11 protein-coding genes are annotated in these 17,309 nt (G+C 48.1%); 7 read left to right on the forward strand and 4 right to left on the reverse strand.

Going from position 1 to position 17,309, the window contains the following annotated elements:
• Window positions 1-647 precede the first annotated feature (647 nt).
• A complete protein-coding gene (locus QUB25_RS06965) occupies window positions 648-3,473 on the reverse strand; it encodes a TIGR03960 family B12-binding radical SAM protein (protein WP_333182505.1) in 2,826 nt (941 codons plus the stop codon).
• A gap of 159 nt (window positions 3,474-3,632) precedes the next feature.
• On the reverse strand, window positions 3,633-3,983 hold the full coding sequence (locus tag QUB25_RS06970; protein WP_333037243.1) for an STAS domain-containing protein: 351 nt from the start codon (window positions 3,981-3,983) through the stop codon (window positions 3,633-3,635).
• A gap of 383 nt (window positions 3,984-4,366) precedes the next feature.
• On the opposite strand from QUB25_RS06970, the gene QUB25_RS06975 reads away from it, so the two are divergent.
• Window positions 4,367-4,564 (forward strand): hypothetical protein, encoded by a 198-nt coding sequence (locus QUB25_RS06975; protein WP_015176637.1) that lies wholly within the window; start codon window positions 4,367-4,369, stop codon window positions 4,562-4,564.
• Window positions 4,565-5,320: 756 nt separating this feature from the next.
• Here QUB25_RS06975 and QUB25_RS06980 read toward each other — a convergent pair.
• Window positions 5,321-8,155 (reverse strand): PAS domain S-box protein, encoded by a 2,835-nt coding sequence (locus QUB25_RS06980; protein WP_333182506.1) that lies wholly within the window; start codon window positions 8,153-8,155, stop codon window positions 5,321-5,323.
• Window positions 8,156-9,288: 1,133 nt separating this feature from the next.
• Between QUB25_RS06980 and QUB25_RS06985 the strand changes: the two genes are divergently transcribed.
• The 6 genes from QUB25_RS06985 (at window position 9,289) to argH (ending at window position 16,795) form a co-directional block, all read left to right on the forward strand.
• Complete coding sequence (locus tag QUB25_RS06985) at window positions 9,289-10,014, forward strand: DUF502 domain-containing protein (RefSeq protein WP_333037245.1); 726 nt, start codon at window positions 9,289-9,291, stop codon at window positions 10,012-10,014.
• A gap of 272 nt (window positions 10,015-10,286) precedes the next feature.
• Window positions 10,287-10,919, forward strand: coding sequence for a transcription antitermination factor NusB (gene nusB / locus QUB25_RS06990; RefSeq protein WP_333058881.1), 633 nt, complete (start codon window positions 10,287-10,289; stop codon window positions 10,917-10,919).
• A gap of 154 nt (window positions 10,920-11,073) precedes the next feature.
• Entirely contained in the window at window positions 11,074-12,822 is a 1,749-nt protein-coding gene (gene ftsY / locus QUB25_RS06995; protein WP_333182507.1) for a signal recognition particle-docking protein FtsY, read from the forward strand.
• 575 nt (window positions 12,823-13,397) lie between these two features.
• Window positions 13,398-14,885, forward strand: a complete 1,488-nt coding sequence (locus tag QUB25_RS07000) for a PP2C family protein-serine/threonine phosphatase (RefSeq protein ID WP_333182508.1) — start codon at window positions 13,398-13,400, stop codon at window positions 14,883-14,885.
• On the forward strand, window positions 14,875-15,114 hold the full coding sequence (locus tag QUB25_RS07005) for a hypothetical protein (RefSeq protein WP_333037249.1): 240 nt from the start codon (window positions 14,875-14,877) through the stop codon (window positions 15,112-15,114). Before QUB25_RS07000 ends, QUB25_RS07005 begins: the two co-directional genes overlap by 11 nt.
• Before the next feature lie 295 nt (window positions 15,115-15,409).
• Window positions 15,410-16,795 (forward strand): argininosuccinate lyase, encoded by a 1,386-nt coding sequence (gene argH, locus QUB25_RS07010; protein ID WP_333182509.1) that lies wholly within the window; start codon window positions 15,410-15,412, stop codon window positions 16,793-16,795.
• A gap of 99 nt (window positions 16,796-16,894) precedes the next feature.
• On the opposite strand, the gene QUB25_RS07015 is transcribed toward argH, so the two are convergent.
• The gene (locus tag QUB25_RS07015; protein WP_006632360.1) at window positions 16,895-17,083 is read right to left on the reverse strand and encodes a hypothetical protein; all 189 of its coding nucleotides are present in this window, start codon (window positions 17,081-17,083) and stop codon (window positions 16,895-16,897) included.
• Window positions 17,084-17,309: the final 226 nt, after the last annotated feature.

Raw genomic sequence — 17,309 nt, forward strand, 5'->3', positions numbered from 1 at the left:
TTCCGTTTTTTGACGGGTCAGTCGATTTTAGATTTTAAATTTTAGATTTTAGATTTTAGATTTACTCCACAGATAAATTTGGGAGATTGAACTAAAGTCTAAAATCTAAAATTTTTGGTTCTTCACGACTTAAGTCGGGGGCTTATCTGCGCTTTTTGACGGGTCAGTCGATTTTAGATTTTAGGTTTTAGATTTTAGATTTACTCCACAGATGAATCTGAGAGCTGGAACTTTAATCTAAAATCTAAAATTTTTGGTTCTTCACGACTTAAGTCGGGGGCTTATCTCCATTTTTTGACCCGCCAAAAACATCTATTGTTGAATACCCGCTCTGCGGTTTGAACCGTGAGATTTTTGAATAAGCCGACCACCGACAACCAGTCGATCGATCGAAATTAATCGCTAAATTTGGTTCAGACCCCGCTCCTGCGGGTTTGGCGCTAGATTTAGCCCGTGAATGTACAACAAAAAGGCTTGAAGTCTTGAACAGAAGCAAATTGCACCCAGCCCGCGTTGCTGGTTGACGAGGGCGGCGAGCGACTAAAGCGCTCGAGCCACCGCGGCTTCCATAACAAGCGATTATAGCGTGAAACGACACATCCCGATCGAGAGCCGAAGGTGAAATATTCCACCACGGCTTCCCTATTTTAACCATAACCCAGGATTAGCTGACTACGCTCAACCTGTAGAAGCTGAATTTCCTGCTGGCTGACTTGTTCGAGCATGAACACAATATGTTCTGGCTTGAGCAAGTTGCCATCGCTGCGACAACTGCCAGTAAAGCGCAAGACGGCTCTACCTTGGGATGTACCACCAGAGGCAGAGGTGCTGCTTTCTGGTTTCTGCTCTACAAGCTCTAGTTTGTGCAGTCGATCGCGCAAATTGACATTCTGCGTCTTTCCCGACTTAGTAGTATGCACCCGCCAAAAAGCTTCGGTTTCGATGATCGTCTTGACCCAAGCTTCCCAGTTGGCATCAGGAGCCACGGAGACAGGAGCAGAATTTTCCCGGTCTAATTCGCCATTTTCTGTCAACGATCCCCCTACAGCCACAGTAATGACGTACTCCGCTGCTTCTAACAACTGGTTAGCAGCAGGAGCCTTGAGATCGACCGACTCAACCTTGTAAATCGGAATATTTTCCGGCAGCTTAGCGGCCAACTTTTCCCGAAAACTCTCAATATCGATCGACTCAGTGAGCTCAAAGTCGGCAATTTCACCAGTGCTGGTAACACCCAGAGGCAGAGCATTTGCCAGAGAAATCCGAGGGTTCGGGTGAAACCCGCCGGTAAACGAAATCGGCAAATCGGCTCTGCGGACTACTCGATCGAACAATCGGATCAAATCCAAATGACCAACCAAAGCCATATCGCCCACCTTCCCGAACCAAACCCGCAAACGCTTTTTCCGCTCCGTATTCGGAACAAACTCCCCAGCAAACTCTGGAATTGGCAGCGCATCCACAACCACATTGTGTCCGAAATCGGTGCCGCAAACCCCGCAGCGCGAACACCCTTCAAAGGAACAGTCGGGAACAGTCGCTGCTTTTAAAGCCTTTTGCAAGTCAATTTTCAGCCAGTTTTTGTCGATTCCCGTATCTAAATGATCCCAAGGCAGGGCCTGATCGAGAGAGAGGGGGAGAGAGGGCGACGGCGAGAGGGGGAGAGTGGGGGAAGGGGAGAGGGGGAGATCCGGAGAATTGGAAAAATCTTCCTTCTCCCTTCTTCCGACGGACATCGGACTGACATCCGTTACATCCGTTACAGAATCCGTTGCCGAACTTCCTTCTTCCTTCTCAAACAGATTCCACTCGCCGCTTTCGACTTGGCGGTATTTCCAGGTAAGGCCCGACTCATCGATCGCCTGAGTCCAAGCTTTGTAAGCCTGATCCAAGCTTTCCCACCACGCATCCATACCTGCGCCAAGTTCCCAAGCGCGGCGGACTACAGCAGCCAAACGTCGATCGCCCCGTCCGACAAAATCCTCCATTGCCGAAATCCGCACATCAGTGTAATTCACCTTAACGCCCCGCATCCCCCGAAATTCTCCCTTCAGGAGTTTTTGCTTGCGGGAAAACTCAGCAGTAGAAACCGAGTGCCACTGAAAAGGAGTGTGAGGCTTAGGCGTAAAATTAGAAATTGTCAAGTTAAAATTCAGTCCCCGCCTGCCATCTATCCTGCATTCCCGGTGCAGCCAGCGGACTGTTTCGGCGATGCCCAGAACATCAAAATCTGTTTCTCCGGGCAAACCGATCATAAAATACAGCTTGATTTTATCCCAGCCGCGATCGACCGCAATTTTGACACCCCTAAGCAATTCTTCGTTGGTCAAACCTTTGTTAACGATGTCGCGCATCCGCTGAGTACCAGCTTCCGGGGCAAAAGTCAAACCGCCTTGTCGCGTACCGCCGAGAATGTCGGCAATATTATCGTCAAATCTGTCAACGCGCTGGCTGGGTAGAGACAGAGAAATATTTTTATCTTTCAGGCGATTTTTGATTTCCATCCCGACTGCTGGGAGTGCCAGATAGTCGGAACAACTGAGGGAAAGCAGGGAAAACTCGCTGTGCCCGGTGGCTTGCATCCCCTGTTCGATCGCCTCTACGACTTGCTGCGGTTCGACATCGCGCGCGGGGCGAGTCAGCATTCCCGGCTGACAGAAGCGACACCCGCGGGTGCATCCCCTGCGGATTTCTACTGTCAGTCTGTCGTGTACTGTCTGGACGTAGGGAACCAGGCCGATCGAATAAGCTGGTATCGGAGTTGCCACGCGGCGCAGAATTCGTTCGGGAACTTGCGGGCGGTTGGGATGAACAGAACCGTCGGCCGCCATATCGTAGAATTGCGGGACGTAGACGCCTGGAATTTGCGCTAAATCCAGCAGCAATGCTTCTCGGCTCAAATTATTTGTTTTGCCTTCTGCCAAAATCAAGCCAATTTCTGGCAGCAACTCTTCTCCATCTCCCAAAGCGATGAAGTCAAAAAAGTCTGCGTAGGGTTCGGGATTGGATGTTGCCGTTTGCCCGCCAGCAAAAATCAGCGGCATTTGACCGTTTTGGGGATTTGTCGCTCTTTCTTGCCAAGTTAGGGGAATGCCGGCTAAATCCAGCATTTCCAGAATGTTTGTTGCTCCGAGTTCGTAGCTGAGGCTGAAGCCCAGAATATCAAATTCTGTGAGCGATCGCCTCGATTCTACGGCAAACAGCGGAGTTTTGGTCGATCGCAGTTTTGCTGCCAAGTCAGGGGCGGGCAAATAAGCTCGATCGCACAACTGTCTCGGCCCTGCGTTCAAAATGTTGTAAAGGATGATGTGCCCCAGATTGGAAGCACCAACTTCATAAACTTCTGGGTAAGTGAGAACCCAGCGCACCAATGCCTCGTCCCAAGGCTTGTGCGTAGATCCCAATTCGTTTCCCAGATAACGAGCAGGCTGATTAATGTCTGCTGTAAGTAATTCTTCGACTTTTACTGCCACGGCTCGACTCGCTAAATATTTGCGACTCTTAAGCAGCCTACCTTAAAATCTGCCAACACGCCAACGACAGTCGTCTGTCTTTTCGGGCATTTAACCGAATTTGCTGTGTTTTGTTGCCTGTCCGCGTCGCCCAGGAGCCTCTATCAGTGTTGTTTTACATCAGTGTTGTTTTACGCAGGAGTTTTGGGCATCAAAGCTATCGACATTTTCAAATATTTCAAAAACTCGATCGAGTTGGCTAAGTTCCAGAATCATCTTAATCCCAGGGGATACCGAGCAAAGACTAAACCTGCGCCCCATTTTTTTCGCCTGCTTGAGGCCAGAGACCAATGCCATCAAACCGGCACTGTCAATAAATTTTACTTCGCCCAAATCTACGAGTACCGCTACAACCCCGGGGGCTGCAATTGCTGTCATTAGTTGCCGTCCGAATTCTCCGCAGGTGGCTGCATTCAGGTAGTCTAGGGGTCGAATCACCGTAATTGGTTTATGGGCAAGAAGTGTCTGCATATGTCAAACCTATGATTGCTACGTATTTTCAACTACTGCGCTGGACGGATGTAAGCCTAAACCTACTTGATTACTCTGAGCCTAACTTAATCTGAGGCAAACTGACCAGTTGTTCTCAGTAGTTTTACTGAATCTTTATTTATTGCCTCTTTTTTATGAAGTTTTGCGTAAGATTTGGGGAGGAAACGTAAGCTACTATACTATTTTTTATTTAGGCCTGAAGGTTTAGTCTTGGTAACTCTAAAAATTGCGATCGAGTTTGTCCTAGCTGTTAGATAAAACTGATCCATGTAATTTAAATCACTTATTAGTTCTGATCTAGATCACCTGTTAGCTCGACACTTCAGAGGAAAATTAAACTGTACGGAGTTCTCCGACTTACTATGCAAGCAACTCATGCTATTCGTCAACTTGTAGAAAAAGCCCTCTACATTAAGCAGTTGACGCCTGACATTGAAAACGAAATCAACTACGAGCTCACCCGTTTGGGGTACATCTCGGATATTGATTATGAGGCTTTAGAGTTATTAATGGATGAAATGGATGCCGGCAGGGTGCAATTGGTATCTAGCCGTCGATAGTGGGAACCGGGCGACCTGTCCACATCCAAAAACCAAAAAATCATTGCACGGCGGGCAATAGAGGAGTGTTAGAAGCATTTACGTCGGCCCAATATTTTTCTAATGAAGCATCTCCTTGCTGAACTTGATATTTGAGGAAATAGTGTTAGGGGCGATCGTCACTGCACCTCTGCTCAAAAGCTAAAAACTTTGACTTAGATTAAATTTATAACTTTTGGGGTATGACAAATTAGGTTAATTGTAACTAAAAGTCATGCTTAATGAAGCAGCTAATTGCTGAACTTGATATTTCAGGAGAGACTGTTAAGGGCGATCGTCCCTGAACCTCATACAATTTTAGATTTTAGATTTTAGATTTTAGAAGTTGGACTACTGATGATTATCAGGGTTTGGAACTTGTCTACAGTTGCATTCCTTTTAGAAACTGCTATCAGTATCAAAAACTACACACTGTGACCTAAATTAAATTTATAACTTTTGGGACTTGACAAATTAGCTCTAAGTCTAATTTATAGTAAAAAAAGTTTTTCGCCAGGATTAGGAGTAAGGGCAACTGTCACAAAGTAAAGCTTAAATTTTAAGTATGTAGTTGCGCTTGTACGCTATTTCCTAGGCTAGTAGCACACAAGCGCAACTACATATTTTTGTTTAATCTGCCAGTTGCTCTTAGTCCTAAGAATTATCCGATCGCTCGAATGCAAGAAAATTGGTTTGTAGTTAGGAGATCCGTCCTCAAAGTTTGCAAACGCAGTCAATCTAAAATCTAACCTCTAAAATCTTTGAGCGCGCCGCTAAACTTGCCACGACAGCCACCAACTCAGCAGGCTCGATCGGCTTGGGCACGTAAATTTGAAAACCTTGCTGCAGTGCCCGTATGCGTTCCTCTACCCTACCAACCGCCGTGAACGCCAACGCCGGAATTTCCCTGTCCACCATCCGCGATCGCACTTGCCGCAGCAAAGCCTCTCCATCAGGGGCCTGCATCTCGATATCGATCGCCAACACATCCGGATTCAGCCTTTCCATCGCCTCCAGGGCCGCCATTCCAGAGCTAGCAATCTCCACCTGGGCCCCGCAATCTTCGAGCACTGTACAGGCAAAATCCAGGGAATCCGCGTCGATATCGACCACTAAGACTCGCACTCCAGAAAGATTGCTGCTGACAAAAGAGTCCTTTACAGGGGCTCGCGCCTTGCTTTGAGGAATCGCCAACTCCCCAAGTCCAGCAACAGACAATCCGGCGTCGCAATGAAGCTGTTGAATTGGCAATTTCACTAAAAACCTCGAGCCTTTTCCCTTCCCGGCTGATTCGGCTTGCACCGTCCCCCCGTGCATTTCCACAAAATGCCGCACTAGGGCCAAACCCAAACCCAATCCGTTGTACGATCGCCTTGTAGAGCTGTCAGCTTGGCTGAACCGCTCGAAAACGTGCGGCAAAAACTCTTCTGAAATCCCTTGTCCCGTGTCGCTGACCTCAATTTCGACACTAGCGGGCGACAATTTTTTACAGCAAGCGGATTCCTCACGGGCCAAAGTCCTCTCCATCTTTCGCACCTCCACCTTCACCTGTCCGCCATCGGGAGTAAACTTAATCGCATTCGACAGCAAATTCCACGCTACCTGCTGCAAACGACCGGAATCGGCAAAAATCCGCCCGGTAGTGGGGTCGAAATCCGTCACAATTTCAATATTTTTGGCTGCAATCGCGGGCGCCAGAGTATCGAGCGCAGCCTCAACAGTCGAAATCACATCCACCCACCGCAAATTCAGCGACAGTTTGCCAGTAATAATCTGCGACACGTCCAGCAAATCCTCGATCAGAGTTGCCAGCGATCGTGTATTGCGGTCGATCGTTTCCAGAGCCCGAACAGTCGTTTTTTCGTCAAACTTGCGGTTTCGCAGCAGTTGCGCCCATCCCAGCATCGCATTCAGTGGCGTCCGCAATTCGTGGGACAAAGTTCCTAGAAACTCGTCTTTAATCCGGTTCGCCCGCGCCAATTCCTGGGCTCGATCGTGCAGTTCTCTTTCCAACTGCTTGCCAACCGTCAAGTCGAGAATAAAAGCCACAGATTCTTGCCGCTTTTGTGCCAGCAAAACATATCCGATCAACACCGGAATCCGGCTGCCGTCTCTCCTCCAGAATTCCTTTTCGTAGGGAGTGCAAGCCCCCGTTGCTTGTGCCTCTGCCATACCCTTCTTGTCGAGAGACTGGTACTCCGGCGGTGTGATGTCAATCGAATTTAATTCCCCGCGCTGCAACTGTTCCCGCGTGTAACCAACTATCCGCAAAAATTCATCATTGGCCTCGATGATGCCGCCGTTGACATCCCCGAAGATAATTCCTATTAAGTTAGCTTCGGCTAACATTCTCAGCTTTTCTTCGCTAGCTTGCAGTGCAGCTTCTGTTTGCTTGCGATCGGTAACATCTTGGATGTAACCCGACAAACCCGAATCGGAAGGATAAAAACGCATCTTCAACCACTTATTCCATAACGGTACGAATTCTTCATACTCGATTGTTACCTTTTCTGCTAATGCTTTGGTAGCCATTTTGTAAAACTGTAAATCAACTGCCCCGGGAAATATATCCCAAATTTTTTGACCAATCAGTTCTGCTTTTGGTCTGCCTAACAGCTCAATAGCTTGGTGGTTAACATAGGTATAGTTCCAATTTAAATCAACAGCGATAAAAGCATCGGTAATGCTTTCGAGAATGTTCGTAATTTTATCGTTTGCCAATTGCAGCGCTTTAGCAGTTTCTTCTGCTTGCAACCTCGCTGCTTGTTCGCGGGACAAAGCCGCAGCGCGTTCTTGTTCGGCCAGTTTTCGATCGCTAATATCGATGTAAGAACCGATGTAACCTGCAAAAGTGCGATCGGGCCTGTACCGGGGTACGCCTGTACCCAAAACCCAGCGGTATTCCCCGTCATAACGCCTCAAACGGCATTCTATCCGGTACTCGCTGCCAGCGTCGAAGGCTTTTTGATAAATATCCAGACATTCTGGCAAGTCATCTGGGTGCAAGTTTTCCATCCAACCCGTGCCCATTTCTTGTTCCAAAGTTCTACCAGTAAACTCCAGCCAAACTTTGTTAAAGTAATCGCCAAGTTGGTCAGTACCCGACATCCAAATCATCACCGGCGCGGTATCTGCCATAATCCGAAATCGAGCCTCGCTTTCCTGCTGCTGTGCTTCGGCTTGCTTGCGATCGTTCCGTTCTTGAACTTCCCGCAGGGCCCGCTCAATCGACGGCACCAGCCGTATCAAACGGCGTTTGAGAACATAATCAGTAGCGCCGCTTTTCAAAGTTTCGATCGCCACTTCCTCGCCCAAAGTAGCCGAAACAAAAATAAACGGCACTCCCGGACAAGTAGTGTGGGCGATTTCCAGCGCAGCTATCCCGTTAAAACAAGGCAGCATATAATCTGCCAAAATAATGTCAAAACGTTGTTTTTCCAGCGCCGTGGCAAAGTCTTCTCTAGTTTCCACACACACCAGAGAAAATTGGAGCCCGCTATCCATTAGATATGCCTCAATCAGTTCGGCATCTAGGGGACTGTCTTCTACTAAGAGGATACTGAGCGTTTTCACAAAAATTCCTTTTACTTAAATATTAATTAGCTGACACAAAATTTTATCGGGCTGTGGCTGGTTCAGTGAAGCCCAAAAAAGTCTTGCGTTTTTAATGGCATAAAAAAATGTAAAAATCAATTGGTTTCATAAGTTGAGCATTCATATCTCAATCCTAGCTTCTAATCAAGTCTATTGCTGCTTGCAGCGAGGTAAATCCCCGCTCTGACTTGAGCGGCTAGTACGGTTGTTTTTCCTTAACTTTCGTCGGCTTCCAAGAAATCGGCATCGCTGGAGTCTTGCTTCTATGCAGCAGTTTAGCTATACCCTGTTAAACAAATAGTTTCGCGCTTCTGCCTAGAAACAACTAGCTATGTAGTAATTTATCTCGCTTCCTACTACCTACTGCTACCTCGTTTGGCAGATTATTTTTTTGTAGTGATGCCCAAGTTAATTCTATATTGCTTTGCCGCTCCTCTCAAGCTCGAATTCGGTTGAATTCTGCCCTTATTTCCTGAATATCAATCAATCCTGTCAAAAAAGTCAAAGTTGCTGGTCTGTCTGCTTTACTTTTTGCCGGATTTGCCGACCATGCAACTGTTGCATGGTCGGCAACTGTTGCTTTGTTTATCCCTGTCGCCCATCAAAAATCACCTATATACACGAAGAAATAGTTGTACTGCATCTATCCACAGATAGATTTTGGCAGAGACATGGCACTCAACCTGCAGAGGTTCCCCTGAATTCGGTACAACGAAGTGCCACCCAGCCGAAAATCTGAGAAAGCTCGATCGACCAATTAAATTCCTATACAGATCACAGAAAATTTTCTCTGGACTCCCTACACTTGCACTCCCTGGCTGCCTCTGACCGATCGGCTTATTGATTGAACCAACCCAAAGTGTCTTAAAATATACAATACGGTGAGCTGCTGCACAGCCCGCATATATTAAAACCAAGCGCCAACTTGCAATAATTCTTTAAAATAGAGGTACAGCACCGGCGATCCCTAACTCTTCCCCCTCAGAAAGGGTAGGGTTTAGCAGAATTGAAAACCATCGTCTATGGTGACTTCCAGTAAAGCCCGTGCAGTTGCTTTAGTCTCAGCTTTATTCAGGTTATTGGCAACCAGTTACGAGGAGATTTGACCCGCCGTGCTCCAACGCATCAAACAAGACTTAAAAAACGACCTGATCGCAGGACTATTGGTAGTGATCCCCTTAGCTACCACCATCTGGCTGACAATTACCGTCGCCAGTTGGGTGATCAATTTTCTCACCAAAATTCCCAAGCAGATCAACCCTTTTGACGGGCTCCACCCGATTTTGGTGAATCTGCTAAATTTTTTAGTAGGGCTGGCTGTACCCCTGCTGAGCATCTTAGTCATCGGTTTAATGGCCCGCAACATTTTCGGCAAGTGGCTGCTAGACTTTGGCGAACGGGTGTTGCAGGCAATTCCCCTAGCGGGTTCGGTTTACAAAACCCTCAAACAACTGCTGGGAACCCTCCTCAACTCAAACGACAAATTTCGCCGCGTGGTGTTAGTGGAATATCCCCGGCGGGGAATCTGGACTTTAGCATTTGTGACCGGTACGATCGAGAGTAACGACATCCCACCTCACCTTTCCGGTGAAACCCCGATCGGCATTTTCATCCCCACCACTCCGAACCCCACTACCGGATGGTACGCTATCGTCCCCGAAGCAGATTTAGTCAATTTGTCAATGTCGATCGAAGATGCCTTTAAAGTGATCATCTCTGGCGGCATCGTCAACCCCAGCAACTCAGTTCCAGTAAGCCCCGAAAAAATCAAGGGCAAAACACTCGAACCCTTGGTATCCGAATCAAGATACCAGGCTGTCCCAGTCGAAGAAGAGTGAACCAAGACATCTTTAGTGGCCCGTAAGACAGTGTAAACTTTCCCCATCGCAGATAATATTTCGACAAAACCAGCCCAAACCGAGAAAGCCTATACTCCGAAACCCGGTTTCGAGCATAAATCTTAGGTTTGACAGTGAAGTATCTGTAAACTACCCGCCGCTGGGGAGTCAGACGGCTGGTCTTGTACCGCTTTTAGTCGAGTTTTCTGCTAAAGTTCAAGTCCGCGCGCGATCGAAAAACTTCCTAAATTCTCAATTCCTATCTAAAAACTATGAAAAAAGCCCGCGAAACAGCACGCGAACTCGCACTCCTCGGCATCAGCCAACTGCCGGCGAATCCAGAACTCTTAGAAGCCAAGAAACTGCAAGATGTTCTCCTCGCCGCCATCCGTACCCTGACAACAGAAGTTCAAGAATCCTTAGAAGCAGCAGCATCCGAAGTGCAGCGGAGTAGCGACAAACTGCTTGCCAGCGAAATCCGCGCCGCCGATATACAAAGTGCTAGAGCAATGGTGCGGGAAGCAGTCGAACTCACCCAAACCGCAATCAACCGTCTCGGTTCAGCAATGGAGTTTCCAGAACTGATCCAGCTAGCCAACCAGCAAGATGTCCGCACCTATGCTTTGCAAATCCTGACCAAAGTCAGCGCCAACCGTGTTCAAATTGACGAATTGCTCTCGGAAGCCCTTGTAGACTGGCAAATAGAACGGTTGGCCCGGATCGATCGAGATATTATGAGAATCGCGATCGCCGAAATGCTATATCTCGGCTTACCCGAACAAGTCAGCGTCAACGAAGCCGTCCAACTCGCAAAACGCTACAGCGGCGACGAAGGACATCGCTTCATCAACGGAGTCCTCCGCCGAGTAGTCGATAAAATCAATGCAGAAGTTGTTAGTCCCTAGTCCTTAGTCCTCAGTCCTCCGGGTGCTTGGTGAGTACCTTACCCGGAGGGTGCACGCCGGGGCGCGAACCTTACCCAGAGTCATTAGCAATCCACAATCCGCAATTCGCAATCCGCTCTAAACTAAGGACTAATAACTATATTCCCAATTTCCTATGGTATTTAATTGGTTTCGTCGCCAGTACAGCGAAAGCAAATCTTCTGAAACAGAGGCAACCCCCGAACAGCCACAAGATGAGTCGGCAAAATCCGCACAGGTTGAGCCTCAAACAGATGCAACAGAGCAAGGCTCTCCTGCTGTCGCCGAAGATTATCTCAATTGGGCAAAAGCTGCTTACAAAAATATTCAAAAACAGCAAAAACCTGAAACAGAAGTTTCTGAGACAGCAGCGCCCGATGTTCCAGCAGCCGAAGCAGAAAGCGCAGCAGTTGCAGAACCTGCGACTATTGAAGCAACCGAGCCGATCGAACTTGAACCAGCACCCACAGCACCAACTGTTGCAGAAGTTCCAGAAGTTGCAGCACCAGCAACAGTTGAAGCAATCGAGGTTTCGGAACTCGATGCAGCCAAGCCAGCAGAAATTGCAGAAACTCTGCAACCCACAGCCGGGGCGATCGACATTGCACCTATTGCTCAACAATTAGAAGTTACAGGAGAAAATATAGAAATTGCCGAACCTGCAACAGAGGTTGTAGAAACCGCATCACTCGCATCCGACGGGGAAGCAGCCGAAGCCCTGCCGTTTTGGGCCAGAGCTCAGGCCGATCGCATGGAGCGCATCGAACGCCTCAAAGAAACAGCCCTGGAAGAACCAGAAGTAATTGCAGCCGCCGCCGAGAGAGCGGCAATTATCGAAGAAATTCCCGGTTTCGCCTTTGACGAAGGCTTCCTGTGGTCTTCAGAAATCTTAGCAAGTCAAGGCCGCCGACCAGACCAAGTATCCGTCGAAGAAATCACTTGGCTGCAAAAACTGCGGAAAGGCTTAGAAAGAACGCGCCGCAGCTTAATTAATCGACTAAAGGCGATCGTCGGTCAAGGCCCACTCAATCAAGACGCAGTAGCCGAAATTGAGACTTTGCTGCTGCAAGCTGATGTCGGAGTCGCAGCCACCGACATCATTATCAGTCGCCTCCAAGAAAGACTCACACAAGAAGTGCTGCCGCCAGAACAGGCTCTAGCCTACCTGAAAACGATTCTGCGCGACATTCTGGACGCTCCCTGTGCCGAAACCGCCGCCGGTAATCCCGCCTACAGCCTGACATTTGCCCCGGAAAAAGACACATTCAACATCTGGTTAATCGTAGGAGTCAACGGTGCCGGCAAAACTACGACGATCGGCAAACTTGCCCATATTGCCCAAAAATCCGGCTACAAAACCCTGATTGCTGCCGCCGACACTTTCCGCGCCGCCGCCGTCGAACAGGTGAAAGTTTGGGGTTCCCGCAGCGGCGTTGAAATTATTGCCAACCCAGGGAAAAATACCGATCCGGCTGCTGTCGTGTTTGATGCGATCGCCGCCGCCAGCGCCCGAGGCACAGAACTGCTGATCGTAGACACCGCAGGCCGCCTGCAAAACAAAAAAAATCTGATGGACGAATTAAGTAAAATCCGTCGCATTGTAGATAAGAAAGCCCCAGGCGCTACCGTAGAATCTCTACTGGTCTTGGATGCCACACTGGGTCAAAATGGTTTGCGACAGGCAGAAGTGTTCGCAGAATCGGCCAAATTAAGCGGAGTAGTATTGACAAAACTCGACGGTTCTGCTAAAGGTGGTGTTGCCCTAGCTGTAGTGCAGCAGCTTGGTCTGCCAATCCGCTTTATTGGAGTCGGGGAAAGCATCGAAGACTTGCGTCCGTTTTCTAGTTACGAATTTGTCGAAGCCCTACTCGATTTTAGATTTTAGATTTTAGATTGATGAGGCATTTGCCAGCCGCCCCCATCTTTGGGAGGCGGACACAGATCTTCAAAATCTCAAATTATTAACCTCAAACTAGCATCGCAGGACTTGCGCCGATCGCCACGAGCGATCGAGTGAAAAATAAATATCTAGAAACAATACCTTCGTTCTGTTATTACTTGGTTGGGCTCAAACCGCGAGCCAAAGCAAGCGTGTCAAATTAAGCTCAAATGTAGTATCAGTCGGCTGTCTGATTGCACATTCTTCCCTATCCCCTGGCGCCCCCCTGATAGTCTGGTGGGACAGGAAATGGTCAAAGTCCCCCTTCTTCTTAAGGGGAGCCGCTGCGGTCTTGGGCCCCCTAAGTCGAGCAAGCAGGGTGGATTTATGGGGTATCTAGACTCAGCTATAAACGCAATTTCTTAAGAATTTTAGACTTAAGTTGATACCAATGTCCTACTGCACAACTTACTCGCTCAAACCAAACTACTTGCTCGAAAAAAAAACGGGTTTCTGTTCAAGTGGCCCGTAAGTCCTCAATCATTCCTCCTGCGTCTAAGATCGAAAATCACAAATTTAAAATGACTGCTGTGCCTTTGCCTCGCCCCTCACCTCAACCTGCGGACCGCCCTTCGGGTCGCAATTCCACCGACGCGACGCCAGTATTTGCCCTCAAAGAACTGGTGGCGCGCTTGCACCGATATCAGCACAACGTTCAAGATATGTTGGGTTCGCTGGGATTTGCCCTGCGAAGTTTTAACAATCTCAACCAATTTTTGGAGTTGGTGCCTTTGGTGGCGACTCGCGTTACGGACGCCGACGGGGGAGCTTTAGTGTTGTTCAAACCCAACGGTCAAGTCAGGTTCCAGCAGTTGCACTGTCAGGAAGGACGGCAGTGCCAAGATATGCGAAAAGCGCTGGAAATAGCCACCAGGCAAGCTACAGCAGGTGCGGGCGCTACTGCTGGATCGTTTTCGGAAACCTCTGGGCAAACTTCTAGTCTAGACCTGCAAGTCGGTCGTTATTTGGGCCCAGATGTTCATTTGTTTGGGGCGCCAATTTTAGTTAATAATTTGGAACGCGGGCGGCTTTATGTTTTTAGCAGCGATCCGCAATATCTCTGGACTCCCAGCAGACAGAAATTAGTTCGGTTGGTGGCGGATCAAACCGCCGTGGCTATTTGCAAAGACGAACTTACTGTTAAGTTGGCGGAAAAAGACCGATTAGACAGAGAGTTAGAAATCGGGGCGGAAATTCAATTGCGGCTGCAGCCCCGCAGTTGCCCGAAAATTCCCGGTGTTGACGTGGCTGCCCGCTGCCAAACTGCTAGCAGAGTCGGCGGAGATTATTATGATTTTATTCCCGCTGACTATGACCCGATCGGCAAGGAGAATGAGGGGGAAAACCCCCCATCCCTAATTAAAAATCTCAAGTCCAAAATCGACAAAGGCCGCTGGAGCATTGTGATCGGCGACGTGATGGGCAAAGGAGTACCTGCTGGCCTGTTGATGACTATGACACGGGGTATGCTGCGGGCGGAGGTTTTGAACCGCCACTCGCCGTCGAGAATTTTGCAACATTTAAACCGGGTTATGCACGCGGATTTGGAAAATTCCCACCGTTTTGTGACTCTGTTTTATTCGGAGTACGACCCGAAAACTCGCGTTTTGTCTTACAGCAATGCTGCTCACCACCCGCCTTTGCTGTGGCAAGCTGCAACTAATACGATTCTTCAGCTCGATACTTTGGAGGGAATGTTAATTGGCCTGGATGCTGATTCGCATTACCAAGAAGCCCAAGTGCAATTGCAGCCAGGAGATACTATTATTTATTACACAGACGGATTTACCGATGCTGCTAATCAAAGGGGCGATCGGTTTGATGAGGATAACTTGACCTCGGCTTTTCAGTGGGCCTGTCAAAATTACCAGCAGTCTGAAGAGATTCTGGATTATTTGTTCGATCGCGTACACCAGTTTATCGGCATCGGCAATCGTAACGAAGATGACATGACACTGGTTGTACTGAGGGTCACACCTTTAGCAGGAGAAAATCACCATGATAGTTAATTTAATGCCGGAAATTACTGCTGGATTAACCAGTTCGATTAATTGGAACGATGTCGCTCACGTGTTAGTTTTGAAATCTCATTTGAGTTCGACGGTGGTTTTGGCTCAAAGTTACGAAATTTTTACAAATTTCCAGAAAGCTTGGAACAATTTTGTTTCGACTGGTCAAATAGGAGCTTTTTTTATAGGTATTTTTGTGGGCTGGTTCTTTAAAGGGATTTTTCGTTAGAGTTATTGTCGAAGAAACTATCGGGAAGGGATGTAAGATTTAAAAAGTTGTTAGCCCAAGCTTCACTTCATTCTGATGGAGCAAAAGTTTCCCTATTTTGTAGTCCAGAATTCAGTTTTTTCGGTTCAAAAGATGTATAAAAAGTTTGTAGTCATGACTGGAGTTTTTTCTTGCCGAATTGGAAAGAAAGGACTAAAGTGCTGACTAAAAACCGGAGGAAAGACTAAAGTCTTTGCTAAAAACCGGTTTTTATAGACTTCTGCAAGAGAGATACAATCTAGTTTTAGCTTGAGCAATGACAACACAACAAAAAACTTGGAGTCAAAGATTTGAATCGGCGCTCCACCCGGCGATCGCCCGATTCAATGCTAGTATTGGCTTCGATATTGAATTGATTGAGTATGACTTGACTGGTTCTGTCGCTCACGCTAAAATGCTGGCCAAAACCGGGATTATTTCCGCAGCAGAAGGCGAACAGTTAGTCAATGGTTTGGAACAGATCCGCCGCGAATACCGCCAAGGACTTTTTGTTCCGGGAGTTGATGCAGAAGACGTTCACTTCGCAGTAGAGAAGCGGCTGACGGAGATCGTGGGGGAGGCGGGGAAAAAGTTGCACACGGCCCGATCGCGCAACGATCAAGCCGGCACTGATACTCGCTTGTATTTGCGCGATCGCATCGCAGAAATTCGCGAGCAATTGCGGGAATTTCAAGGGGTTTTGCTCGATCTTGCCGATCGTAACGTGGAAACTTTAATTCCCGGTTACACTCATTTGCAGCGCGCTCAGCCGATCAGTTTGGCTCATTATCTGTTAGCTTATTTTGAAATGACCGATCGCGATTGGGAACGTCTCGGCGATATCTGCAAGCGGGTGAATGTTTCGCCTTTGGGTTGCGGCGCGCTGGCGGGGACGACTTTCCCGATCGACCGACATTATACGGCAGAACTATTGCAGTTTGACAAGGTTTATGCTAATAGCTTAGATGGAGTGAGCGATCGAGATTTTGCGATCGAATTTCTCGCCGCAGCCAGCTTGATTATGGTACACCTGAGCCGCTTGTCAGAAGAAATGATTTTGTGGTCTTCTCACGAATTTGGATTTATTACGCTCAAAGATAGCTGCGCTACTGGTTCTAGCATCATGCCCCAGAAAAAAAATCCCGACGTGCCGGAGTTGGTGCGGGGCAAAGCGGGGCGGGTGTTCGGTAACTTGCAAGCCTTGTTGGTAGTAGTGAAGGGACTTCCTTTGGCCTACAACAAAGATTTACAAGAAGATAAAGAGGCTTTGTTTGATACCGTAAGAACGGTACAGGGTTGCTTGGAAGCAATGACCATTTTGCTGCGGGAAGGAATCGCGTTTAACGGCGATCGCCTTGCTGCTGCTGTTACGGAAGACTTTTCTAACGCTACAGACGTAGCCGACTACTTGGCCGCCAAAGGCGTTCCCTTCCGGGAAGCTTACAACCTTGTCGGCAAAGTCGTCAAAACTTGCCTTTCGGGGGGCAAACTCCTCAAAGATTTGACACTTGAGGAGTGGAAAGACTTGCACCCAGCCTTTGAGACAGACATTTACAGCGCGATCGCACCTCAGCAAGTGGTGGCGGCTCGCAATAGTTACGGGGGTACCGGGTTTGAACAAGTGAGAAAATCACTTATCGCTGCGCGCGATCGACTCGCCTAAACATCGTTGAATTATTGGACAAATTCCGGCTGGCTATCTCTACGAAAGAACGATCGTGTTTTCCACTCTGGTTCTAAGTTCGGCAGATAGCCTCAGAAATTAATCTTCAGCAGCAGCCATATCTTTGTCTCTGCCGCCGCTCATGGCGCCCATGCCACCGCCGTTGCCGCCGTCAAATCGTCTTCTCTTGTTGGAGAACATATCTTGATTTCTCCGCTTGCGAAACTTGCGAGCGTATGCTTGATTTCGTTGTGCCTTCTCTTTCTTGAGATTGCGGCGCTTAGCCATTCTGACCTCACTAATAAACATTGACAGTCCCCGGGCTTTCACGCCCGGGGATTCTTAAGGTTGACACTCCGTGCACTCTTGGTGACTGAGATTCTTGGTTCAGCGAAGTCACTTACTGGCGACAGGATTGCTCCCGCCAAAATATAGGTGTCTTCTCCCCAAGCGTAAATTCCGGTATGCCCTACCGTACTCGATCAGTTCTCTTTATGTAGTTAGGTTTTCTTCA

Source organism: Microcoleus sp. B3-D7 (assembly GCF_036705305.1).
GTDB lineage: Bacteria > Cyanobacteriota > Cyanobacteriia > Cyanobacteriales > Microcoleaceae > Microcoleus.